General features: G+C 69.1%; 18 protein-coding genes and 1 pseudogene. 8 read left to right on the top strand and 11 right to left on the bottom strand.

Going from position 1 to position 22,950, the window contains the following annotated elements:
• Genes NRF20_RS09255 through NRF20_RS09245 form a run of 3 tightly spaced genes read right to left on the bottom strand, consistent with a single transcriptional unit; the run spans position 1 to position 3,136 of the window.
• Positions 1-867 carry a carbohydrate ABC transporter permease gene (locus NRF20_RS09255; RefSeq protein WP_398632970.1) on the bottom strand — a complete coding sequence of 289 codons (867 nt, stop codon included), beginning with the start codon at positions 865-867 and terminating at the stop codon, positions 1-3.
• Positions 864-1,790, bottom strand: a complete 927-nt coding sequence (locus NRF20_RS09250; protein WP_398632971.1) for a carbohydrate ABC transporter permease — start codon at positions 1,788-1,790, stop codon at positions 864-866. The genes NRF20_RS09255 and NRF20_RS09250 overlap by 4 nt, the downstream gene beginning before the upstream one ends.
• On the bottom strand, positions 1,787-3,136 hold the full coding sequence (locus NRF20_RS09245; protein WP_398632972.1) for an ABC transporter substrate-binding protein: 1,350 nt from the start codon (positions 3,134-3,136) through the stop codon (positions 1,787-1,789). Before NRF20_RS09245 ends, NRF20_RS09250 begins: the two co-directional genes overlap by 4 nt.
• A 207-nt stretch (positions 3,137-3,343) precedes the next feature.
• Here NRF20_RS09245 and NRF20_RS09240 point away from each other — a divergent pair, with 207 nt between their 5' ends.
• The 4 genes and pseudogenes from NRF20_RS09240 to NRF20_RS09225 all read left to right on the top strand — a co-directional run.
• Complete coding sequence (locus NRF20_RS09240; RefSeq protein ID WP_398632973.1) at positions 3,344-5,299, top strand: hypothetical protein; 1,956 nt, start codon at positions 3,344-3,346, stop codon at positions 5,297-5,299.
• Between the two features lie 307 nt (positions 5,300-5,606).
• Entirely contained in the window at positions 5,607-5,999 is a 393-nt protein-coding gene (locus tag NRF20_RS09235; protein ID WP_413752382.1) for a hypothetical protein, read from the top strand.
• 259 nt (positions 6,000-6,258) lie between these two features.
• Complete coding sequence (locus NRF20_RS09230) at positions 6,259-6,522, top strand: DUF262 domain-containing protein (RefSeq protein WP_398632975.1); 264 nt, start codon at positions 6,259-6,261, stop codon at positions 6,520-6,522.
• A pseudogene (locus NRF20_RS09225) lies at positions 6,462-7,134 on the top strand (cytosine permease); the annotation flags it as partial. The gene NRF20_RS09230 and the pseudogene NRF20_RS09225, both read left to right, overlap by 61 nt.
• Here the strand turns inward: NRF20_RS09225 and NRF20_RS09220 are convergent.
• Positions 7,097-7,873: a hypothetical protein gene (locus NRF20_RS09220; RefSeq protein ID WP_413752381.1), complete on the bottom strand. Its 777-nt coding sequence runs from the start codon at positions 7,871-7,873 to the stop codon at positions 7,097-7,099. The pseudogene NRF20_RS09225 and the gene NRF20_RS09220 overlap by 38 nt on opposite strands.
• 137 nt (positions 7,874-8,010) lie before the next feature.
• A complete protein-coding gene (locus NRF20_RS09215) occupies positions 8,011-8,298 on the bottom strand; it encodes a hypothetical protein (RefSeq protein ID WP_398632977.1) in 288 nt (95 codons plus the stop codon).
• A 163-nt stretch (positions 8,299-8,461) separates the two neighbouring features.
• On the opposite strand from NRF20_RS09215, the gene NRF20_RS09210 reads away from it, so the two are divergent.
• Positions 8,462-9,937, top strand: a complete 1,476-nt coding sequence (locus NRF20_RS09210) for an amidase (protein ID WP_398632978.1) — start codon at positions 8,462-8,464, stop codon at positions 9,935-9,937.
• A gap of 21 nt (positions 9,938-9,958) precedes the next feature.
• On the opposite strand, the gene NRF20_RS09205 is transcribed toward NRF20_RS09210, so the two are convergent.
• Together NRF20_RS09205 and NRF20_RS09200 are read right to left on the bottom strand one after the other, a co-directional pair.
• Positions 9,959-10,222, bottom strand: a complete 264-nt coding sequence (locus NRF20_RS09205; protein WP_413752380.1) for a class I SAM-dependent methyltransferase — start codon at positions 10,220-10,222, stop codon at positions 9,959-9,961.
• Positions 10,219-11,202 carry a carboxymuconolactone decarboxylase family protein gene (locus tag NRF20_RS09200; protein ID WP_398632980.1) on the bottom strand — a complete coding sequence of 328 codons (984 nt, stop codon included), beginning with the start codon at positions 11,200-11,202 and terminating at the stop codon, positions 10,219-10,221. The genes NRF20_RS09205 and NRF20_RS09200 overlap by 4 nt, the downstream gene beginning before the upstream one ends.
• A gap of 168 nt (positions 11,203-11,370) precedes the next feature.
• Here NRF20_RS09200 and NRF20_RS09195 point away from each other — a divergent pair, with 168 nt between their 5' ends.
• The 3 genes from NRF20_RS09195 to NRF20_RS09185 all read left to right on the top strand — a co-directional run bounded on the left by NRF20_RS09195 (position 11,371) and on the right by NRF20_RS09185 (position 15,832).
• Positions 11,371-12,519: a sensor histidine kinase gene (locus tag NRF20_RS09195; protein ID WP_398632981.1), complete on the top strand. Its 1,149-nt coding sequence runs from the start codon at positions 11,371-11,373 to the stop codon at positions 12,517-12,519.
• Positions 12,516-13,205 carry a response regulator gene (locus tag NRF20_RS09190; RefSeq protein WP_398632982.1) on the top strand — a complete coding sequence of 230 codons (690 nt, stop codon included), beginning with the start codon at positions 12,516-12,518 and terminating at the stop codon, positions 13,203-13,205. Before NRF20_RS09195 ends, NRF20_RS09190 begins: the two co-directional genes overlap by 4 nt.
• A gap of 110 nt (positions 13,206-13,315) precedes the next feature.
• A complete protein-coding gene (locus tag NRF20_RS09185; RefSeq protein WP_413754551.1) occupies positions 13,316-15,832 on the top strand; it encodes a SpoIIE family protein phosphatase in 2,517 nt (838 codons plus the stop codon).
• Positions 15,833-15,837: 5 nt separating this feature from the next.
• On the opposite strand, the gene NRF20_RS09180 is transcribed toward NRF20_RS09185, so the two are convergent.
• From NRF20_RS09180 to NRF20_RS09165, 4 genes are all read right to left on the bottom strand, one after another.
• Positions 15,838-16,902 (bottom strand): biotin/lipoate A/B protein ligase family protein, encoded by a 1,065-nt coding sequence (locus NRF20_RS09180; RefSeq protein WP_413754550.1) that lies wholly within the window; start codon positions 16,900-16,902, stop codon positions 15,838-15,840.
• Between the two features lie 390 nt (positions 16,903-17,292).
• The gene (locus NRF20_RS09175; RefSeq protein WP_413752379.1) at positions 17,293-17,964 is read right to left on the bottom strand and encodes an HAD family hydrolase; all 672 of its coding nucleotides are present in this window, start codon (positions 17,962-17,964) and stop codon (positions 17,293-17,295) included.
• A gap of 116 nt (positions 17,965-18,080) precedes the next feature.
• Positions 18,081-21,122 carry an alpha-mannosidase gene (locus tag NRF20_RS09170; RefSeq protein ID WP_413752378.1) on the bottom strand — a complete coding sequence of 1,014 codons (3,042 nt, stop codon included), beginning with the start codon at positions 21,120-21,122 and terminating at the stop codon, positions 18,081-18,083.
• A 75-nt stretch (positions 21,123-21,197) separates the two neighbouring features.
• Positions 21,198-22,877: a glycoside hydrolase family 13 protein gene (locus NRF20_RS09165; protein ID WP_398632985.1), complete on the bottom strand. Its 1,680-nt coding sequence runs from the start codon at positions 22,875-22,877 to the stop codon at positions 21,198-21,200.
• Between the last annotated feature and the right edge of the window lie 73 nt (positions 22,878-22,950).

The following is a 22,950-nucleotide window of genomic DNA, read 5'->3' as shown; positions in this document are numbered from 1 at the left end:
TCACTCCTTGACAGCGCCGGCGAGCAGGCCGGAGACGAAGTGGCGTTGAAGGGCGAGGAAGACGATGATCATGGGAATGGCGGCGACGGCCGTTCCGGTGAGGATGGCCCCGTAGTCGGTGTCGTCGACGCCCTGCAGCGAGGCGAGTGCGACGGGAATGGTGAGGGAGGCATCGTCGCGCAGCACGATCAGGGGCCAGATGAAGTCGTTCCACTGGTAGAGGAACAGGAAGATGCCCAGTGCTGCCAGGGCGGGCCTCATTGGCGGCAGGACGACCCGCAGGAACAGACGCAGTTCGCCGCAGCCGTCCATGCGGCCGGAGTCGAGCAGCTCGTCGGGCAGCGCAGCCATCGACTGGCGCATGAGGAAGATGCCGAACGGCAGCGCCAGATTCGGCATGATCACGGCCTGATACGTGTTGAGCCAGTGCAGCTCGGCCATCATCTTGAACAGCGGAACCAGTGTGACCTGGGTCGGGATGACCAGCCCCAGCATCAGCATGCCGAAGAGTGCATCACGGCCCTTGAAGCGGTACTTGGTGAAGGCGTAGCCGGCCAGCGTGCAGACGGCTCCTGCACAGACTGTGTAAATGACCGCGATGAGCAGAGAGTTGAGCACGACCTGCCCGAAGGATGCGGTCTCCTGCAGGCTGGAGAGGTTCTTGCCGAGGTCCCCGCCGGGTAGCAGTGGCGGTGTGGAGTCGAAGATCTCGTCAGTGCTGTGGGTGCTGGCGATGACGAGCCAGTAGAAGGGAAGGAGCACACCGGCGAGCACGATGGCCAGCCCCGAGGTCAGCAGGATGCCGCGGCCTGGGCGGTGCAGGCCGGTGCGTGGTGCGCGGGCGGCGCCACGTGCGGGGGTCGTCATGATTTGTCTCCCAGGACCCGGAACTGGATCAGGCCGAGGACTCCGATCAGCACCGCAAGGACGTAGGCGATGGCCGACGCGTAGCCGAAGTCGAAGTACGTGAAGGCGTTCTGGTACAGGTACACGCCGATGGTCAGCGTCGCGTTGTCGGGGCCGCCGCGTGTGAGGATGTACGGCTCGTCGAAGATCTGCAGGGTGCCGATCGTGGAGAGCACCGTGGCGAGGAGGATCGCCGGACGCAGTCCCGGAAGCGTCACGTGACGGAAGGACTGCCAGGCTCCGGCCCCGTCGACTGAGGCGGCGTCGTACAGCTCCTTGGGAATGGTCTGCAGACGGGCCAGCAGAATCACCGCGTTGTAACCGGTGTAGTGCCAGGTCAGTGCCAGACAGAGGGAGATCTTTGCCCACAGCGGATCAGTCAGCCACGGCACTTCGCCGATTCCGACGAGCGAGAGCAACCAGTTGACCAGCCCGTACTTCTCGTTGAGCAGGACGGAGAAGATGACACCGTACGCCACGAGGCCGGTGACCATCGGCATGAAGAATCCGAGCCGGAACACCGAACGTGCCCGCAGGAAAGCCGAGTTGAACGCGACCGCCAGGCCAGTGGCAAGCGCCAGCATGATCGGCACCTGGACCACCAGGATGACTGCCGTGTTCTTCAGTGCCGTCCAGAACAGCGGGTCGTCCAGCAGCCGCTTGTAGTTGTCCGCTCCGACGAAGGTGTCGACGCCGTCGACCGTCTTGTGGAGGCTGAGAACGAACGACCAGCCGATCGGGTAGAGCTTGAAGGCGGCGAACAGCAGCACGGCGGGCAGGACGAAGGCGTACGGCGCGAGACGGCGGGCGCTCAAGCGCGGTGGCCGGGAGTCGCGCACACCCGCCGATCGCACCGTACGGGTCGGGGAAGTGACAACGCTCATCGGGCGACCTTGCGTCCGGTCTGGGAAGCGAGCTGGTCCGCCGCCGCATGCAGCACTTTGGCCGGGTCGGCGCCCTTGAGCAGCACCTTCGTCTGGGCGTCGGTGACCACCTTGAGCGCTCGGGCGTAGTCGGAGGTGTAGTTGTACGCCGGCGAGGGCGCCTTGAGGGCACCGAAGAAAATCTCACCCTTCTTCTGACCGCCGAAGAACTTCGACGGCTCGTGGAAGACCGGATCGTCGTACGCCTTCAACAGGGCCGGGGCGATCCCCTTGCCCCGGTAGATCGTGACCTGCGACTCGGGCCGCGTCAGCACGAACTCCACGAAGTTCCAGGCCGCGGCCTGGTGCTTGCTGGTACCGGCAACGGCCAAGTGCGTGGAGTTCACGGTGGCCGCGGTGGTCCCACCGCGGCGTACGGACGGGGGCAGACGCACACCCCACTTGCCCGCCTGGTCGGGGACCGTCTCCTCGATGATGCCGCCGAACCAGGTCGGCCACGGCAGGACCGCCGCCGTTCCCTTCTTGATCGAGCTGATCAGCGCGTTCCAGCCGCCGGAGATGTCGCTGACGAGCCCGGCGTCGTTCATCTTCTTGATGAGCGACATGGCACGCACGGCCTCGGCGGAATCGAGGGTGATGTCGCCGTCGGTGTTGAAATAGAAGCCGCCCTGGAGCTGGAGCAGCAGCTGGAAGAAGTTCGCCGAGTCCGGCTGCGAGGCGGGCTTGTCGATCCCCAGAAGGTACTTGCCCGTCTTCTTCTTGATCTTCTTGCCGGCTTCGATCGCGTCGTCCCAGGTGTCGAGCGCTTCGACATCGACACCGGCCTCCTCGAAGACATCGGCGCGGTAGTAGAACCCGGCCGAGTTCGCCTCCCACGGAAGCGCGTTCACGCGCTCGCCGTTGGGCGAGACCGTCTCCCACAGGCCCTTCGCGAAGGCGTCCTGGTACTTGTGGGCTCCCAGCTTGCCGAGATCGGCAAGCTGGCCCGGGAAGCGGTCCACGTATCCGGGCAGGTAGTCGACGCCTATGTGCAGTACGTCCGCGAGGCCCGCCCCTCCGGCTGCCATGCCCGTGGTGATCTTGTCCCAGATCGCAGGGTTCCCGATGTCCTGCACGGTGACCTTGATGTCCGGGTACTTCTTGTTGAACGCCGGAACCAGTGCCCGCATTTCCGCCGCCGGGCCCTGCCAGCTCCACACCGTGATTGAGCCCTTGGTGGCGTCACCGACACCGCCTCCCGGAGCGCCTGTGCTGCCGGTGCCGGAGCAGGCGGTCAGGCCGCCGAGGCCCGCTCCTGCGGCAAGCACGCCGCCCACTCCAAGAACTCTGCGACGACTCATGTCCATGAGATGACCACCTCTACATGCGGCTCGGACATCGACCGAACGCCAGGTCGACTGGAGGGAAGTTAGCAACCAGCCAATGCCACTTGCAATGGTTGATTGAAAATTTTCCGACGGATTCCGCATCGCAAGTCTGCAGGACTCTTGCAACCCGTCGCGTGCCGCTGCTAGCTTTCGGCCACTCATTCGAGCCCCGCACTGGAGTACGCCATGAGGCATCGCCGTCCTGCCCGCCTGGCAGTCGTAGCCACACTCGCCATACTCGCCCCGCTCACACCACTGACCCTGGGCAGTCCGGCCATCGCAGCCACCTCAGCGCTGACCCTCAGCAATCTCGGATTCGAGGACGGCACCCCGGGCTGGACGTTCACTTCCGGCACCGGAGTCGCCACCAACGCACCGCACGGTGGCTCAAAGCTCGCGTACCTGGATGCCGGAAGCGGTAACAAGGTGGCGCAGGCCATCACGGCGTCCGGTGACGGTACGTACGACTTCTCCGCCTGGATCGCCACAGGCGGCACGGGGGGAAGGTTCGTCGCCCGGGTGAACGGCGCGCAGGCCGGTGCGGTGGATCTGCCCAGCCGGTCCGGCTACGCCCGGTACACGATCAGCCGGGTGTCTCTGAAGAACGGCGACAACCTGGAGCTCGCCTTCGAATCCGGCAGCAACTGGATCAACGCCGACGACGTCATGGTCTCCCCCGCGGCCCCGGTCGACCCGGAGATTTCGTCTTCCGACCCGAAGATCGTCGAGATGTTCAACTGGTCGAAGCGCAAGGCCAACAGCTGGGTCCAGCTGCCCGGCGCGACCGGTCCGCTGAATGTCGACGAGAACCACCTGTCCGGCACCGGAACCGGGACCTACGGCCCGTCCTACTGGGCCGGATATGCGCATCGCAGCGCCTACTACTCACGCGATATGGCCCACCAGCTCGCCGGCGCCTCCATCCTCGGACTGAACGACGCGAACAAAGCCATGCTGCGTGCCTTCGCCGGCTCCGCGACGCCCGAGCACAAGTACTACCCCGTATGGGCCATCAACTTCGACAACAAGACATACCTCTCGATCGACTACCGGAGCCCAACCTCCTTCGTCCGAGAGGTCCCGGCCACGTTCGAGCTGGTGGAGAAAGCCAAGCACGCCTACCGCTGGAGTGGCGACAGCGCCTACGTCAACGACGGCACGCTCTGGGACTTCTACAAGCACGCGACCAAGGACTTCGTCGAACTCCACGACGCCAACAAGCCGAACGGCGTCGCCGAAGGCACCGGCAACGGCATCTTCGCGGGCGCCGCCAGCTACAACGAGGTCGGAGAGGAGCACCTGGCCGAGTCCGGGGACTCCATCGGATCCCAGTACCAGGCCTACCGGGCGATGTCCGACCTGGCCGCCGCCAAGGGCGACAGCACCCTGTCCAAGAAGTTCCGGCAGAAGGCCGACAGCCTCAAGGCGTACTTCAACGACACCTGGAGCGGCTCCGGCTCAGGGGCCGACATGGTCCGCGGATACACCACCGACGGCAAGGCGCTCACCGGCTGGGGCAAGGAGAACAGCTGGTTCATGCCCATGAAACAGATCATGAATCCGGGAGCGCGCGCCGACGCCTACCTGGACTACGTCGACGAGCAGGCGAGCGGCAGCGGCAAGCCGTCCAACGTCGAGGCGATCAGCTACCTGCCGGACACCTTCTTCGCCTACGAGCACAACGACACGGCCTGGAAGTGGATGCAGTACGTCTACGACAAGCGGAACGACCAGCACCCGGCGTCCAGCCAAGGCCCCAACGGCGACTATCCCGAAGTCTCCTACACCCTGCTGAGCCAGACCGTCGAGGGCCTCATGGGCGTGCAGCCCAACGCCCCGGGGCGCGCCCTGAGCACCCAGTCCCGCATGCCCGCCGGAATGGGCTGGCTGCAGATCAAGGACATCAAGATCGGCGGCAACACCTTCACCCTGCGTCATGACGGTGCCACCAAGTCGACCCTGACCAACGCCTCGGGTTCGGCCCGCTACAAGTGGGAGGCCCGCTTCCCCGGCAGCCACTCGACGATCAAGGTCAACGGCGTCCCTCAAGCAGTCAAGACGAAGACCGTCAACGGAAAGACCTGCACCTACGCAAAGGTGTCCGTCGCCCCCGGACAGAAGGTCACTGTGCACGTCTCGTAACGAAGGAGTGTCATGAATCAGTACTGCAGCGGCGCTTGAGGTGACGAGGTCGCAGTTCATGAGCTGTGGCCTCGTACACCTGGACGATCTGGAGCACCGACGAGCGCGCGGGTGTCTGGGGTGAGAAGCAGGCCTTCGCCAGCGAGTCCGGCGCCCTGTGCGAGCTCGTGTACCGAATGCGACTGAGCCTCGATCCACCGATCGTTGCCCGTGGATAACGCCTAGGAATCTGATCGCGCATGCCGGGCTGGTCCCGGTGATGCGGCTGGCCGAACGGTGCGGTCTTTCGCGACTGGTGACGGAGAAGGTGAAGCTGACCAGGGCGAAGAATGGTGCGGGCGCCTCGGCGGACGCCGAGGTCATCAGCATCGTGGCCGGCATGGTCGCAGGCGCGGACAGCATCGACGACCTTCATATCCTGCGCCACGGTGCGATGCCGACCCTGTTCGGCGGCATCCGTGCCCCGTCCACGCTCGGCACGTTCCTGCGCGCGTTCACCCACGGTCACGCACTCCAACTCCACGCCGTGCACCGCAGATTCCTGGCCGCACTGGCCTCGCACACCCCATTGCTGCCCGGTTCCGGCAAGAAGGCGTTCATCGACGTCTACTCCACCCACAAACGGACCTACGGCCGGGCCAAACAGGGCGCCGAGTACGGCCGGTTCAAGGGCGCTGACGGCAAGGGCGCCCCTGTCTGATCGGCGCGGGGCGGCCTTCTGCGGGCACGGCCCAGCCCCCGAGTACGTCGCCTGTGCCGACTGGACCGACGAGATCGTCCAGCTCGCCAAGGCTCTCAAGCAGTGGGTTCCGGCGCGGGCTCTGCGCGATTGTCCGGCTTTCTGGGCGGGTAACGGAAGTCGCCGGAGGGGCACCCGGCCGTCCATCGGTGAGTACTGGAGCCGGATCGGCGGGCACGCTGGGACACGAGAGACGAGGGACAGTGTGGAAGCGAAATCGATGACCCTGCGCGACCTGTTCGGGCCGGACCGGAGACTCGTCGTACCGGTTTTTCAGAGGCCGTACGTCTGGACGGAGGGCCGGAACTGGCGCCCGCTGTGGGAGGACGTCACCGCTCTGGTCTACCAAAGGATGGCGGATGAGGAAGTCCATCCGCACTTTCTTGGCGCGGTCGTGCTGGATCAGTTGCCGACACTCACGGGGTCAATGCCCTGCTCTCGGTCCTGGTCACCTCAGGCTCACAGGCCGTGTACGGGGAGGTGATCTGGCATCCGGTCCAGCTCTTCGCCAGGACCGACAACGTCTTCGGTCTGCTCTACGCCCTGGTCACGGTGCTCGTCGCGACGGTCTCCGTGAACATCGCGGCGAACGTCGTGTCACCCGCGTACGACCTGGCGAACCTCGCACCCAAACTCATCAACTTCCGTACGGGTGCCCTGATCACGGGTGTCGTCGGCGTTCTCATCATGCCGTGGAAACTCACAGAGACCCCCGAGCTGTACATCTTCACCTGGCTCGGTCCGGTCGGTGGACTGCTCGGTACGGTCGCGGGCATTCTGATCGCCGACTACTGGATCGTCCGCCGCACCGCGCTCGACCTCGCGGACTTGTACCGGCGGCCGCTTCTGGTACGCGAACGGCTGGAACTGGCGGGCGGTCGTCGCGTTCGCCGTCGGCGGCATCCTGGCGATCGGCGGCTCCCACTCGGCCCCCGGCACGGGCCCGTTCCCGGCCGACGGCCTGATCCCGTTCCTCAAGCCGCTGGCGGACTACGGCTGGGCGGTCGGGCTGGCCTCGTCGCTGCTGCTGTACGTGGTGCTCAGCGGTCGGTCCGGAGTCACACCGGCGACATCGGACGGCTCAGTAGCGCGCTGATGTCGTACGTCTGGTCCGGTGGCGGCGTGGACTTGGGCACCGGCTTGTCGAAAGCCGAGAAGCCCATGACCGCGCTCGCCCCACCACCCTGCACCATGATCCTCAGCGGGTACGGCTTGCCCGTGGCCGCGACGTACGTCGTCAGCGTCCTACCGTCCCTGAGCCTGGTCAGCGGTACCACCGAAGCCCCGTCGAGCGTGGTCTTCCTGCCCTTGTTCAGCGTCCCACGGTCGTTGTTCGCGTGGTCGCTGACCAGCTTCTGGAAGGTGTCCAGATCGCAGCCGTTCACCAGTTCGCGCAGTCTCGGGTCGTCGGCCGAGCCCTTCATGTACCGCCCGTTGAGGATTGCGGCGAAGGCCGAGCCGACGCCGGGAACCTGGCGCTTCCAGAAGTTCGCATCCGGCTTGACCCAGACGTCGTCGCCGCGCTTCACGATCCGGGCCGAGCCCTGATCGTTGCCGAGGTTTACCGAACCGTCGCAGTTGCCATCCCGGTCCAGGGTGAGCTCCAGGGTGGGCGCAGGGCTGCCGCTGTCGTAGTGGCCACGCGCGCTCAGGTGCAGGGAATGGACGCTCAGCAGCGCGTCACGTGACCGGTCGGCGATCTGCTGGGCGGGGAGCGTGTCGATGTCGTTGTCCGCCCGTGCCACACCACCGCCGATGACGCTGCCGCTGGTGATTCCCAGTACGAGGACCGCCGCCCAGGCGGCCCGGCGTGTGCCGATGAGTTGGCCGGTCACGGCGCCTCCCTCGAAAGGCCCGTCGGGCCTGTTCAGGTGTGCGATCCGATCCTCTTGAGCGTACGTCGGGGCGGGGCGGGGCGCGCGACGGAGGGGGCCGCCGGACCGGCCGTCGGCCCCGGTGACCGGTCCTGTCCTCATCGCTGCCGGGCGCTCCGCTCCAGCAGTCGTGGAAGCGCACCCGTCAACCGCTCCCGCAGCCGGCCCGGATCGCCGTCCACCCACGGATGGACGGCGTGGAAGGTGGCCCAGCCCACCAGCCGGTCCAGCACCGTTCCGGACGTGAACCGTTCCGCGTGCGGGCCGAGCACGGTGCGCAAGAGGCGGGGCGACAGCCGGGTCGACGGGTGCTCCGCGAGCAGCACCGCGTCGTACAGGTCCTTGGCCGCCGACCGGCCCTCGGGCCGTGCACGGCCTTGGGTCACTGCTGGACGACCTCCGAACGTAGCAAGCGGCACTGACAGCCTCCGGCCACTCTCCGCCGAACGGTTGAGCGGACCGCCCACTACTCGTTACCCTCCGGTAAGTTCGTTCGGGCGTACAGGTGCGGGCGCGCGCACCTGCCGATACGAGGAAGGCAGGCAGCCCATGTCCTCAACGGAAGCCGTCGAAACGACCGAACCGGCCGGCCCCATCGGACTGGCCGACAGCGCACTGGAGCTGGCCGAAGGCCGTACCACCTCGACCGAGCAGGTGTCCGCCGCCCTGAGCCGTATCGAAGCGAGCCAGGGCACCCTCAACGCGTTCAGGCACCTGCGTGCCGAGGCCGCACTCGCCGAGGCCGCCGAGGCCGACCGCCGGCTCGCCGCGGGGGAGCGGCTGCCCCTGCTCGGGGTTCCGGTCGCCGTCAAGGACGACACCGATGTCCTCGGGATGCCGACCTACTTCGGCTGCGACGGCGATCTGCCCGCCGCCACCGCCGACAGCGAGGCCGTACGCAGGCTGCGGGCGGCCGGGGCCGTGATCGTCGGGAAGACCAATTCCTGTGAGCTGGGCCAGTGGCCGTTCACCGAGGGCCCGGCCTTCGGCGCCACCCGCAACCCTTGGAACACGGGACACACCCCCGGCGGCTCGTCCGGCGGTTCGGCTGCGGCCGTTGCGGCCGGGCTCGTACCCGGCGCGCTCGGCTCGGACGGCGCGGGATCCGTCCGTATCCCCGCAGCCTGGACCCATCTCGTCGGCATCAAACCGCAGCGCGGCCGGATCTCCGTCCACCCGCACAGCGACGCCTTTCAGGGCCTGACCGTCAACGGCCCCCTGGCCAGGACCGTCGCCGACGCCGCCCTGCTGCTCGACGCGGTCGCCGGACCACACCCCGACGACCCGCACCGCCCGCCCCCCGTCGAGGCATCGGCCGCAGCCCGCCGCGACCCGGGCAGACTGCGCATCGCCGTCGCCTGGCGCCCCCCGCTCACCCTCACCGGCTCCACGCCCCACCCCGATGTGCGGAGGGCCGTCACCGCACTGGCCGAGGCCCTCGCCCGCCTCGGCCACGACGTCGAGGAGGCCAGGCCCCGCTACGGACTGATCGGCCTCGGCTTCGTGCCCCGCGCCACCGTCGGGATCGCCGAACTCGCCGCCCGCCACCCCGACCCGGCCCTCCTCGACCCGCGCACCCGCAGCGCCCTGCGTACCGGCACCCGACTGGGCGGCCGGGTGGTGCGCGCGGCCAGGGAGCGGGAGGTGCGCCAGCACCGCAGAATCGGAGCGTTCTTCCACACGTCCCGGGCCGGCGCCGGGTACGACGTACTGCTCACTCCGACGACCGCCCTGCCCCCGCCCCCGATCGGCAGGTTCGACGGGCTGAGCGCCTGGCGCACCGATGTGACGATGGCCGAGGCCTGCCCGTACGCCTGGCCCTGGAACGTACTGGGCTGGCCCGGCATCAACGTACCGGCCGGGTTCACCTCCGACGGGCTGCCCGTCGGCGCCCAGCTGCTGGGCCCCTCCCGCAGCGAGGAACGGCTGATCTCCCTCGCCGCCCAGCTGGAGGCCGACCGCCGCTGGTACGAGCACCGGCCCCCCGCCGCTCCCGCCTCGGTCAGACCGGGCGGCGGGCGCTGACCAACCACACCCCCGCCCGCATCAGCACACCCTCCGGGGTCGGGCCCGTTCCAGGAGCGGCGCCGAGATGTCCACGCCGGTGACCCGCCCCTGCGGGGCGCGCCGCGTGGCCATACGGGTCGTGAGGCCGCTGCCGCAGCCGATGTCGAGGACCCGTTCGGCGGAACCGATCGCCGCCACGTCGAACAGCGGCGCGTCGAATTCGGCCAGCATGGCGTTGTAACGCTCCGGATGGTCGGCCCAGTGCAGGCCGAGCGGACCGTTCCAGGCGTCGGCGACAGTCATGCCTGCTCCTTCATGGTGGTGGTGAGGGTGGCCTCGATGCGTTCGACTGCGCAGAACGCACCGAAGGCGATCAGATGGACCAGGCAGTGATCGGTGCGCGGCGGTGCGAGCCAGGCGGCCACGTCGTCGTCGTTGATCCGGTACGGCGCACGGGCCGCGAGCAGCGCCAGCCGGGCGCCCGGCAGCTCGTCCCGGTCCGGCAGCTGTGCGCCGCGCAACGGCAGGCGAGTGACACCGTCCCAGGCCGCCACCGATTCCCGTACGACAGCCAGCTCCTCGTCGCTCAGCAGCCCCGCGCCGAGATGCGCCGCCGTACGCAGCGCGCCGAATGCCGTGCCGATCGCCGTGCCCGCCGCCCAGCACGGTGACTCGCCCTCCGTTTCGAGCAGCGCCAGGCTCTTCCCGGACATCAGCTCACGGCGTACGGTGCCGGCCAGGGAGCGGCCCGCCACGGTCCGCACGAGGCGGTACTTCTGGGCGCCGCCGGGCAGCATGTCCTCGGTCAGCAGCGACGACACGATCCGGTTGATGAAATGGAAGGCGAGCGCCGTCCCGATGTACTCCGCGGCCTGCTCGGCCGGGAACGGCTGTGCGGTACTCATGTCCTTTCCCCAGGCGAGCAGTTGGCGGTGTACGGGGTCTTTCGGCTGCTCGCCGCGCACGATCGTCTCGGCCAGTCGATGGTCGCCGGTGGCGTGCAGCAGCACGGTGTGCGCGACCACACAGAACGGGCAGCGGTTGGCGAGCGACACCCCGGCAGCCACCACCTCCTTCTCCGTGCGCGGCGCCCGCCCGGCCAGCAGGGACTCCCGCATCACGGCCCAGGCACCGGCCAGCAACGGTGGCGCGGCGGACAGGACGACAAAGGTAGAGGCACGTTCGATGCCGAAATCGATGCCCAGTTGGGCGTACACATCGGCCACCGTGCCGGTCGCCGACTTCGGCGGTACGGGTGAGGTGTAACGGAAAGGTCCGGTCATGGCGACGATGCTCGCCCGCCGCCCCGCCCCCGGTCGTCGTACACCCGAAGGCGGTTTCCACTGATCCCGCGTGATTCACCGCCGCCGCGACTACTTCCCCGGGAGTAGTCGTGTCCCCGTCCCTGCGGGTGATGCCGCCGCAGTCGTACGGAGGTTAGGGTGCCGCACATGCGGGGGGAAACGAAGGACATCGACCGGCGAACCAGCCTGCTGGACACGGCACTTGCCGTCGTCGTCGCCGCGGCGGTCACCGCCGCGGCCCTCGTCGCCTCGACGCCCGGCGTCCTCGACCTGCTGCTCATCGCGGCCGGCGCACTCACACTGGCCGGGCACCGCAGCGCCCCGCGCGCGGTCCTCGCCGTCACCACGCTCTGCATGCTCGGGTACGTGATTCACGCCCATCCGGGAAGTTGGGCGGCGTTCCCCGTGCTGGCCGCCGTGCACGCGGCCGCCCGCAGCGGACACCGCGCCTGGGGCGTCGGCGCGGGCGCCGTCTTCCTCACCTGCTACTTCACGGTCCTCGCCGTCACCGCACCGGCCCCCCAGGACACCGTCGAACGTACCCTTCTGCTGCTCGGCTGGTTCCTCTGCGCAGGCGTCACCGGACTCATCGACCAGAACTGGCAGGCGTATCTGCGCCAGACCGAACAGCGGGCCCTGGACGCCGAACGCAGCCGGGACGAGACCGCGCTGCGCCGGGCGGGGGAGGAGCGGCTGCGGATCGCCCGCGAGCTGCACGACTCGCTCACCCACTCCATCTCGATCGTCAAGCTCCAGGCAGGAGTCGCCGTGCACCTCGCCCGCAAACGGGGCACCGAGGTGGAACCCGCACTGCTCGCCATCCAGGAGGCGAGCGGCGAGGCGATGCGTGAGCTCCGGGCAACACTGGAAGTGCTCCGGACCGACGTCGTGGAGCCCGGCACCGGGCTCGACCGCATCGACGAGCTGGCCGAGCGGGCCCGTACCGCGGGCATCGCGCTCGCCGTCACGGTCAGCGGTGACGAACGGCCCCTGCCCCCGGCCGTCGACCGGGCCGCGTACCGCATCGTGCAGGAGGCCCTCACCAATGTCGCCCGGCATGCCGACCGTGCCACGACGACCGTCCGCCTCACCTACACCGAACGGGCCCTGACCGTGCACGTCGACGACCAGGGCCCCCGTGTCGCCGGTGACACCGTCACCGCGGGCACCGGCCTCACCGGCATGCGGGAACGCGTCACCGCACTCGGCGGGATCCTCGACGCCGCACCCCGCCCGGCCGGTGGCTTCTCCGTACGCGCGGAGCTCCCCCTGCGCACCGCCGGAACCGTCGGATGACCGACGGGGACGCCCCGACGATCCGGGTGCTGATCGTCGACGACCAGGCGCTGATGCGGGCCGGATTCCGCGCGCTGCTCGAAGCGGAGGACGGCATCGAGGTGATCGGCGAGGCCGCCGACGGCCGCCACGGCCTGGAACTCGCCCGGCTGCACACTCCGGACGTCGCCCTCGTCGACGTACAGATGCCGGTGATGGGAGGCATCGAGGCCACCCGCGAGATCGCCGCCGACCCCCTGCTGGCGGGCGTCCATGTCGTGATCCTCACCAATTACGGCCTCGACGAGTACGTCTTCGACGCGCTGCGCGCCGGAGCCGCCGGTTTTCTCCTGAAGGACACCGAGCCCGCCGAACTCCTGAGGGCCATCCGCGTCGCGGCCGGCGGTGACGCACTGCTCTCGCCCGCCGTCACCCGCCGGCTGATCGGCGAATTCGTCGCCAGACCACCCGACCGGAGCACTGCGCCCGGCTTCGAGACCCTCACCCGCCGGGAGCGCGAAGTCAGCGCGCTCGCCGCCCGTGGACTCACCAACGAGGAGATCGCCGCACACATGGTGATCAGCCCGTTCACCGCGAAGACCCACATCAGCCGCGCCATGACGAAGCTGGGCGCCCGCGACCGGGCGCAGCTCGTCGTCTTCGCCTACGAATCGGGCCTCGTCGCACCCCGGGAACCCCGCCCCTGAAGGCGGCGCGACAGCAGCCCCGCCCGCGCGGTCCATGGTGGCGGACGTTCGCACCGGAGCGCAGCAGGCGGGAACATGGACTGGAACGGAGTGGATGGGTGGTGACCAGTATGGCGTCCGAAGGCCCGCAGTCGGCGTCCGGAGCCGAACCGTCGCAGCCCAGGACCCCCCAGCACTTCTTCGACACGGCGAACGACGCGACCGCGGTGGTGGCCGCTACCGGAACGGTCATCGGCTGGACGCACAGCGCACAGGACCTGCTGGGGTACCGCGCCGCCGAGGTGGTCGGGCGGTCCGCCGGTTTCCTCCTCGCGATGCCCGAGGACCCGGTGAGAGTGGCGAGGATCGCCGAACGGTGCCGTGCGGGCGTGGGGTGGAGCGGTGTGGCCGACGTGCGGCGGCGCGACGGCGGGCGGATCAAAGTGGATCTACGGATCTCGGCCTCGTTCCACCTGGACGGCCGGGAGTGCTTCCTGGTCTCCGCGCGCGAACGGCGACCGGTACGGACGGTCGGGCAGTCGGTGCTCGATGCCTTCCTGACCAGCTCGCCGATCGGTATGGCGGTCATGAGCCCGCAACTGCGCTACGTCTGGATGAACGAAACCCTGGAACGCATCGGCGGCGTCCCGCGTGAGCAGCGCGTGGGCCGCCGGATGGGCGAAGTGTTCCCGGGACTGGAGACCGACGCCATAGAACCCCTGATGCGCCGTGTGCTGGACACCGGGGTCCCCGTCATCGACTTCGAGTACCGGGGCTGGAGCTGGGCCGATCCGCACCGTGAGCGCGCCTACTCCACGTCGTTCTTCCCTCTGACCGACGCCGACGGCACCGTCACCGGCATCTGCTACATGGTCCTGGACGTCACCGACCGGTGGAAGGCCCAGCAGCGCCTGGCCCTGGTCAACGACGCCGGAGCCAGCATCGGCTCCACCCTGGACGTGATGCGCACGGCTCAGGAACTGGCCGACTTCGCGGTGCCGCGGTTCGCCGACTTCGTCACCGTCGACCTGCTGGAGCCGGTCGCCAGCCCCGAGGAGCCCGGCCCATGGCCTTCGGGCACAGCGCCTTCCGGTACGGGAGGAGCCGCTCGCTCCGGTGGCGGTGGTGCGTCGTCCCGGCCGACGATGCGCCGGGCAGGGATGAGCTCGGTGCGGGAGGGCTGCCCGGAAGCGGTCTACCGGATCGGGGAACAGGTGGATTCCCTGCCCCCGCCCCACGACGTCCGGTTCCTCAGCGACGGCGAACCCGTTCTGATCCCGGCCCTCGACACCGTCAGGCATCTGTGGGCGGTCGAACAACCCGCCAGGGAAGCGACCATCCGCGAGTTCGGTTTCCACTCCCTCATCGCCGTTCCCATGCGGGCCCGGGACACGGTGCTCGGCCTGACCACCTTCGTGCGATCGGTGAACCCGGCCGCTTTTGAGCCGGACGACGTGCTTCCGGCCCGCGACCTGGTGGCACGGGCGGCGGTGTGCGTGGACAACGCCCGCCGCTACACCCGCGAGCACGCCGCCGCGCTCACACTGCAGCGCAGCCTGCTTCCGCACACGCTGCCCGGAGGCATGGCCCTGGACGTGGCCTCCTCGTACCTCCCGGCGGATGCCAAGGACGGTGTCGGGGGCGACTGGTTCGACGTGATCCCGCTGTCCAGCGCCCGGGTCGCCCTGGTCGTCGGCGATGTCGTCGGACACGGCATCAGCGCCGCCGCGACCATGGGCCGGCTCCGCACCGCGGTGCACACCCTCGCCGACATGGACCTTCCCCCCGATGAACTGCTGGCCCACCTCGACGACCTGGTGATCCGCCTGAGCGACGAGGAACCCGAGGGCGAGTCGAGCGGCACGACCGTGCTGGGCGCCACCTGCCTGTACGCCGTCTACGACCCGGTCACCCAGCTCTGCACGATGGCGCGAGCCGGCCACCCGCCCCCCGTCGTCGTCGCCCCGGACGGGCGCGTCAACTTCCCCGAACTGCCCGCAGGCCCCCCTCTCGGCCTGGGCGGGCTGCCTTTCGAGACAGCGGAGATCGAGCTGCCGGAGGGCAGCCTGATCGCCCTTTACACCAACGGTCTCATCGAAGGCAGGGACCGGGACGCCGAACTCGGGATGTCCCGCCTCGGCGGTGCCCTGGCCCAGCGCGGACTTCCGCTCGACACACTGTGCGCGACGGTCGTGGAGCAGCTGCTTCCCGTGCCGCAGCCCGACGACGTCGCCCTGCTCCTCGCCCGCACCCACGAACTGAGCGCCGACCACGTCGTCTCATGGGAGGTGCCCTCCGACCCGGCAGCCGTCGCGGGCATCCGGGCCCGGACGGCCCGACTGCTGAGGACCTGGGGCCTGGAGGAGCTGCAGATGACGACCGAGCTGATCGTCAGCGAGCTGGTCACCAACGCGCTGCGTCACGCCACCGGCCCGATCCGGCTGCGGCTGCTGCGCCAGTCCGTCCTGATCTGCGAGGTCTCCGACGCCAGCAGCACCTCACCCCGGCTGCGCCACGCCAGGACCACGGACGAGGGCGGTCGCGGCCTCTTCCTCGTAGCCCAGCTCACCCACCGCTGGGGTACCCGCTACACGCCCGAAGGCAAGATCATCTGGACCGAGCAGGAACTGCCGGTGACGGGAATGTGAGAGGGCTACGGAACCCGGGCCGTCCACTCGGATGTACCGAACTTGGTGCGTACGAGTTCCTCGGCCCGGGCCATCTCCTCAGGGGTGACCTTGCCGGGGGTGAGGCCGTGGCGCTTCCGAAAGGATTCGATCATGTTGTCGATGACGGTCCGGCGCGGGAGACCGGTCTGCCGACGGAGGGGGTCGACGCGCTTCTTGGCGCTCCTGGTGCCCTTGTCGGACATCTTTTCCTTGCCGATGCGCAGGACATCGAGCATCTTGTCGGCGTCGATGTCGTAGGACATCGTCACGTGGTGCAGCACGGCGCCGGGCCCGCCGTCGGGGCCCACGATGCGCTTCTGGGCGGCTCCGGCGATCTTCCCGATGTCGGTCGCGATGTCGTTGAGGGGCTGGTACCAGGCCTTGATACCCATGTCGCCGAGAGCACCGAGCACCCAGTCGTCGAGATAGGCGTAGCTGTCGGCGAACGAGAGGCCGGAGACGAGGGACTCCGGGACGGAGAGCGAGTACGTGATGGTGTTGCCGGGCTCCACGAACATGGCCCCACCACCGGATACGCGGCGGACGACCGTGATGCCGTGGCGTTCGGCGCCTGCCGGGTCGACCTCGTTGCGCAAGGACTGGAAGCTGCCGATGATCACGGCGGGCGCGGCCCACTCCCACACCCGGAGCGTCGGCGGGCGCCGGCCCGCGGCGACCTCGGCGGTGATGACCTCGTCGAGGGCCATGTGGAGTGCGGGGGACTGCGGGGCCTCATGGACGAGCTGCCAGTCGTAGTCGCTCCACTCGGTGGCGTGCGCGAGGGCCCGGCGCACGGCGACGGCGACGCCCTCGGAGGTGAGGCCGAGCATCACGGTCGAGGCGGGGAGCGCCGCGTCGATCCGGGCGGTGAGACCGGCGGTGCCGGTGTTGGCAGGGGCGCCCTCCAGCGCCGCGTCGATCGTGAGGATCGCCTCGTCCGGCTCCAGGAAGAAGTCCCCGGCCACCCGCACGTTGCGCAGCGCCCCGCCCTCGACATCGAGATCCACCACGACGAGCTTGCCGCCGGGGACCTTGTACTCACCGTGCACGGCCATGCCTCCAGTTCCGCCCGACTCTCATCTCCACGAATCGGCTTCGTTCAGGGACAACCCCGCCGCCGTACGGTTTAATCCGCACCTTCGCGGTGACGGACGTGCTGTCCAGGATCACGCTGCCTGCCGTACGGACGTGGTCCCGTTGACGCATCATGTGGAGTGCGTCGCCATCCTCGAACCGGCCGCGAAGGGATCCTGACCTGGTATTTTGCTGGTGCGTGTGGTGTGCGGTGAGGTTCCCCCGAGATGCGGCGCCTTTCCACCGGGCGAGCGTAGACCACCCGGCCCATCGGAAACCCTGTAGGCCATTCAGACGAAGCACACCTGATTCCTGGTAGACCCAGGTTCTCGCGAACATGCGAGCGCGAGCAGTGGGTGACGGCATCAGGCGGTCTGCGTCGTCGACACGGTCAGTGCGGAGAGCAGCGCCAGGTCGGCCTGTTCGAGGCTGTCCAGCAGGGTGATTCGGTCGGCCTTGGCGATCGGCACGGTGGAGGGAACGGCCACCACCGAGCAGCCGGCGGCGCGCGCGGAGGCGACCCCGGTCGGAGTGTCCTCGACGGCCACGCAGGTCGAAGGGTCCAGCCCGAGTCGATCAGCGGCGGCCAGGTAGGGGGCAGGGTCGGGCTTGGTGCGCTCGGTGTCCTCGGCGGCGAGGGTGACGGTGAACCAGTGATCGCCGAGGCTGCCGAGGACCAGGTCTACTACGCGGCGGGGGGAGGCCGAGACCAGCGCGGTAGGCACGGCGGCGTCGCACAGTTCGGCGAGTAGCGCCAGTGCGCCGGGCCGGGGGACGACCTCGGCGGCGACCTTGCTGCTGAACGCGTCGCTGAGGAGTTCGGCCAAGGTATCCGCAGTGAAGCTGGTCCGGGTCATGCGGTACAGATGGGCGGCGGTGTGGTCGACGGCGCGGCCGAGCACCTCGGGCAGGTCCTCCTCGGTGAGGGTGTGGCCGAGGCCGGCGGCGAGTTCGGCGGTGACCTGGAGCCAGAGGTGCTCGGTGTCGACCAGGGTGCCGTCCATGTCGAACAGGACGGCGGCGGGGAGTGCAGGCACGGCGGTCCTACCTTTTTTGGTCGTGGGTTGGCTGATCACTTGAAAGGTCGGTGGCCCCGGGGCTCCATGGCCGGCATGGTGGAGCAGATGGAGTGGTCCGTCCCGGAGGGTCTTGGTCAGTCACCCGTTCGGGGCCTCAGCCGAAGAGTGAGGATCTGGAACGGGCGGAGTGCCAGGAGCACCCTTCGACCGTCCGCTTGTACGGCGTCCACGTTCTCGCGCGGGTCGAGTTCGCGCTCCAGCAGATCGGTCTCGGTCGCCGACGCCAACGGGAAGCCGGCGGTCAGGACGGTTCGGGCGCGTCCGCGGTGGGCCTCGTAGAGGCGTACGACGATGTCGCCGGAACGATCGTCGGCAAGTTTGACCGTCTCGATGACGACGGCCTCGTTGTCCGCGGTGACGAGCGGTTGGACCTCGGTCGAGCCGGGGAGGCTGCGCTCCGGCTGGTTGAACGTGTAGCCCTCGCGGACGCTGTCGGCGATGTCGGCGCCGATGACGAACCCGTAGCGCAGGCGGTGGTGGCCCTGGTCGGCATCCGGGTCGGGGAAGCGGGGAGCGCGGAGCAGAGAGAGCCGGACGGTGGTGGTGGTGCCGCCGTCGGCGCGGACGTCTCGGGTGACCTCGTGCCCGTAGGTCGAGTCGTTGACCACAGCCGCGCCCCACCCCCGTTCACCGAGGTGCAGGAACCGGTGGGCGCAGATCTCGAACTTGGCGGCGTCCCAACTGGTGTTGGTGTGGGTGGGGCGCTGGACGTGTCCGAAGGGGATCTCCGCACTGGAGTGGTCGGCCCGTACGTCGAGCGGGAAGGCGGCCTTGAGGAGCTTCTCCTTCTCGTGCCAGTTGATCTCGGTGTCGATGTCCAGACGTCGGGAGTCTTCGGGCAGGGAGACCAACTGTTCGATGCGGGAGTCGCCGAAGGTCCGCACGATCCGGACACCGCCTTCCTCTGCCCCGACCGAGTCGGCGTCGAGGAGGTTGTGAACGGTGTTGCGGTAGAAGGCGTCGATGTCCCAGGCGTCGTACTCGTTGGGGAAGTCCTGGTGCAGCTGGAGGAGGTTGGCGGCGGCGCCGGGGGCCAGCGCTTCGCGGTCGGCCGCGATGTCGTACGCCGAGGTCACCAGGCCCTGGGCGTCGATCCGGACGCGGACCAGGCCGTTGTCCAGCACGAAACCGTCCCCGCAGGGGACCGGGGCGACGGGTCGGCTCGGCGGCAGGGTGCGGAGCGTGGCGCCGAGGGCGGGGACACCGTCGCGGGCGAACGGAGCGGCGTTGAAGACCACGGGCAGATCGCCTTCGCCGGCCAGGGCGCGCTGGGCGGCCTCCGTGATCGCGCACAGCTCGGCGGTGACGGCGGCGTAGGTCTGCTCCGCCTCCCGGTGCACCCAGGCGATGGAGGAGCCGGGCAGGATGTCGTGGAACTGGTGCAGCAGGACCGTCTTCCACAGCCGGTCCAAGGCCTGGTAAGGGTACGCGAATCCGGTGCGCACGGCGGCGGTCGCCGACCACAGCTCGGCCTCTCGCAGCAGGTGCTCGCTGCGCCGGTTGCCCTGCTTGGTCCTCAGCTGGCTGGTCAGCGTGCCGCGGTGGAACTCCAGGTACAGCTCCCCCTGCCACACCGGCGCGTCGGGGTATTCGGCGTGTGCCCGCTCGAAGAAGTCCGCGGGGCTCTCGATGACGACCCTGGCCGAGCCCTCCAGGTCGACGAGACGCGCGGCCCGGGCCAGCATCTCCCGGGTGGGGCCGCCGCCGCCGTCTCCGTAGCCGAACGGGAGCAGCGAGCTGTTGGCTGCCTCCTTGTCCTGGAAGTTGCCGACGGCATGGGCGAGTTCGGCGCCGGTGATCTCGGCGTTGTAGGTGTCGACCGGCGGGAAGTGGCTGAAGATCCTGGTGCCGTCGATGCCCTCCCACCAGAAGGTGTGGTGCGGGAATTTGTTGGTGGTGTTCCAGGAGATCTTCTGGGTGAGGAACCACCGGATTCCCGCCAGTTTCATCAGCTGCGGCATGGCCGCGTTGTAGCCGAAGGTGTCGGGCAGCCACATCTCCTCGGTCTCGACACCGAACTCGTCGAGGTAGAAGCGCTTCCCATGGATCAGCTGCCGGGCGAGGGCCTCACCGCCGGTGATGTTGGTGTCGGGTTCCACCCACAGGCTGCCGACAGGCAGGAACTGCCCCTTCTCCGCCTTCTCCTGGACCCGGGCGTAGACCTCGGGGCGGTGCTCCTTGAGCCAGGCCAGCTGCTGGGCCTGGGACATGGCGAAGAGGAAGCCCGGGTGTTCGTCCATGAGATGGGTGACGTTGGAGAGCGTCCTGGCGACCTTGCGGACGGTCTCGCGCAGCGGCCACAGCCAGGCGGTGTCGATGTGGGCGTGTCCGACGGCGGACATGCGGTGGGCGCTGGCGGCCGCGGGGGCGGCGAACGCCGGGCGCAGCACCTCGCGGGCGGCGGTGGCGCTGCCGGCGATGTCCTGCAGGTCGACTGCGTCCAGGGCCCGCTCGATGGTGTGCAGGAGCTGCCAGCGGCGCGGGTCGGCCTCGGGCAGTTCGCGCATGAGCCCCCCGAGGACGTCCAGGTCCTGGGCGAGTTCCCACACCTGTGCGTCGAAGACCGCCAGATCCAGTCGGAGCAGCTGGTACAGGGGCGCGCACTCGGAGCCGGCTCCCGTCATCCAGGAGGGCTGGTCCCCGGTCCGCGTAGGGATGTGGTCGTCGACCAGGTTGGGGTTGGCGGCGGCCTCGACGTAGTAGGTGAAATCCTCGGCGCCGACCGCCGGGTCGGCGACCGGGATATAGGCGTTGCGGGGGTTGAGTGCTTTCACCACGCTGCCGTCCGCCCGGTAGACCAGGCCCTCGGCGGAGAAGCCCGCGCCGGTGACGTTGAAGCCGAGGTCGATGACCGCCTCGACCCGCAGGCCGGCCCACTCCTGCGGAACCCTGCCGCTGATCCTGAACCAGCTCGTGGACCAGGGCGGCCCCCACCGGTGCCCGAGCGTCACGGGTTCGTACGGTGCGGCCAGGCCGTCGGCCACGGGGACCGGCTCGCCCGGCACGGTCCAGATCGCGATCTCGACCGGGACGGTACGGGCGTGGACCGCGGGCCGGATGCGCTGGTTCAGCACCCGGTCGAGCCGCTGCTCGGTGAGGCGTCGCTTGCTGTGCATGGAATCCTCTGTCGTCGGTGGAGGACGGTGATCTTGTTGCGGTCGGCCGTCAGGAGCGGTGCGGGAACGGGGGCGTCAGACCGTCCACCACACCGTGGTGTTCGCGGCCAGATCGAAGCTCGCGCCGTGGGAGCCGTTGGTGGGACCGACCGGGGAGCTGGCGAGCAGCAGACGCCCGGGTGCGGGGATGCGTACCGCCTCATCGGTGGTGTTCATCGTGCAGACGAAGCCCTGGCGACGGAAGACGAGCACGCCCGCAGGCGCGTCGGTCCATTCGACGGTGTCACCCGCGCCGAGCCCCGGATGCGCCCGCCGTACCGCGAGCGCGCTGCGGTACAGCTCAAGCGTCGAGTCCGGGTCGCCGGTCTGGGCTTCGACGCTGAGGGCCCCCCAGCCCTCGGGCTGCGGCAGCCAGCTGCCGCCCGTGCCGAAACCGTACGAGGTGCCCTCGACCGTCCACGGGATCGGTACCCGGCAGCCGTCGCGGAAACCGTCCTTCCCCTGGGTGCGGGCGAAGGTCGGGTCCTGGCGGACCCGGTCGGGCAGGTCTGTGACCTCGGGGAGTCCCAGTTCCTCGCCCTGGTAGAGGTACGCGGCCCCGGGTAGCGCGAGCATCAGCAACGTGGCGGCACGAGCCCGGCGCAGACCGAGTGCGTGGCCCCCCGCCTCAGGGAGCTGGTTGCCGGTCTGTGGTCCGGCGAAGCGGGTGGAGTGCCGGGTAGTGTCGTGGTTGGACAGCACCCAGGTCGTGGGAGCGCCCACGCGCCGCATGGCGTCCAGCGCGGCGTCGATGACCTCGCGGAACTCGTCGGCGCCCCAAGGGGCGCACATGTATGAGAAGTTGAACGCCTGGTGCAGCTCGTCGGGGCGTACGTAGCGGGCGCTGCGCTCTTCCGTCGGCGTCCAGGCCTCGGCGACCGCGATCCGCTGCCCCGGGTATTCGTCGAGGATCCGGCGCCAGGAGCGGTAGATCTCGTGGACCCGGTCCTGGTCGAAGGACGGCATTTCCTCGGTACCCAGCATCTTCCGCTGGTCGGCGCGCCCGATGTCGGGCAGGCCTTCGGCCTTGATCAGGCCTTGGGCTACATCGACGCGGAAGCCGTCGACGCCCATGTCGAGCCAGAAACGCAGGATCGAGCGGAACTCGTCGGCGACGGCCGGGTGTTCCCAGTTGAAGTCGGGCTGCTCGGGAGCGAAGAGGTGGAGGTACCAGACGCCCAAGGTGCCGTCCGGGTTCTTCGTGCGGGTCCAGGCGGGGCCTCCGAAGACGGACGTCCAGTCGTTGGGAGGCAGCTCACCGTTCTCGCCCTTGCCGGGGTGGAAGTGGTACCGCTCCCGGAACGCCGATTCCGGGCCCTCCTCCAGCGCGCGGAGGAACCACTCGTGCTGGTCGGAGGAGTGGTTGGGCACGAGATCCACGATGATGCGCAGCCCGAGCCCGTGGGCGTCCCGGATCAGCGCTTCGGCGTCAGGCAGCGTGCCGAGCGTGGGCTCGACCGCACGGTGGTCGGCGATGTCGTAGCCGGCGTCGGCCTGTGGGGAGGCGTAGAAGGGGTTCAGCCACAGGGCGTCGACGCCGAGTTCCTTCAGATACGACAGCCGGCTGCGCACGCCCGGGAGGTCGCCCATGCCGTCGCCGTTCCCGTCGGCGAAACTGCGCGGGTACACCTGGTAGATGACGGCTTGTCTCCACCAGTTCGCCGGGGATCCGGCCGGGGCGGCGATGTCATGGGCGCTGGCAGGGGGCTGGGGCATTCTCGGTCCTTCTGGAGGTTCATGTCGGCGTGGCCGGTAGGTCCAACTGGCTGAGGCCTGTTGTCCGGTGTCA

This window comes from Streptomyces sp. R-74717 (assembly GCF_047305335.1).
GTDB lineage: Bacteria > Actinomycetota > Actinomycetes > Streptomycetales > Streptomycetaceae > Streptomyces > Streptomyces atratus.
Note: the sequence above shows the minus strand (reverse complement) of the source record. Positions and strands in the feature narration are given on the sequence as shown.

What these genes read in the sequence shown, in the direction of transcription:
- NRF20_RS09255 (WP_398632970.1), bottom strand. Translation starts at nt 867, where the DNA reads ATGACGACCCCCGCACGTGGCGCCGCCCGCGCACCACGCACCGGCCTG.
- NRF20_RS09250 (WP_398632971.1), bottom strand. Translation starts at nt 1,790, where the DNA reads ATGAGCGTTGTCACTTCCCCGACCCGTACGGTGCGATCGGCGGGTGTG.
- NRF20_RS09245 (WP_398632972.1), bottom strand. Translation starts at nt 3,136, where the DNA reads ATGGACATGAGTCGTCGCAGAGTTCTTGGAGTGGGCGGCGTGCTTGCC.
- NRF20_RS09240 (WP_398632973.1), top strand. Translation starts at nt 3,344, where the DNA reads ATGAGGCATCGCCGTCCTGCCCGCCTGGCAGTCGTAGCCACACTCGCC.
- NRF20_RS09230 (WP_398632975.1), top strand. Translation starts at nt 6,259, where the DNA reads ATGACCCTGCGCGACCTGTTCGGGCCGGACCGGAGACTCGTCGTACCG.
- NRF20_RS09210 (WP_398632978.1), top strand. Translation starts at nt 8,462, where the DNA reads ATGTCCTCAACGGAAGCCGTCGAAACGACCGAACCGGCCGGCCCCATC.
- NRF20_RS09205 (WP_413752380.1), bottom strand. Translation starts at nt 10,222, where the DNA reads ATGACTGTCGCCGACGCCTGGAACGGTCCGCTCGGCCTGCACTGGGCC.
- NRF20_RS09200 (WP_398632980.1), bottom strand. Translation starts at nt 11,202, where the DNA reads ATGACCGGACCTTTCCGTTACACCTCACCCGTACCGCCGAAGTCGGCG.
- NRF20_RS09195 (WP_398632981.1), top strand. Translation starts at nt 11,371, where the DNA reads ATGCGGGGGGAAACGAAGGACATCGACCGGCGAACCAGCCTGCTGGAC.
- NRF20_RS09190 (WP_398632982.1), top strand. Translation starts at nt 12,516, where the DNA reads ATGACCGACGGGGACGCCCCGACGATCCGGGTGCTGATCGTCGACGAC.
- NRF20_RS09185 (WP_413754551.1), top strand. Translation starts at nt 13,316, where the DNA reads ATGGCGTCCGAAGGCCCGCAGTCGGCGTCCGGAGCCGAACCGTCGCAG.
- NRF20_RS09170 (WP_413752378.1), bottom strand. Translation starts at nt 21,122, where the DNA reads ATGCACAGCAAGCGACGCCTCACCGAGCAGCGGCTCGACCGGGTGCTG.
- NRF20_RS09165 (WP_398632985.1), bottom strand. Translation starts at nt 22,877, where the DNA reads ATGCCCCAGCCCCCTGCCAGCGCCCATGACATCGCCGCCCCGGCCGGA.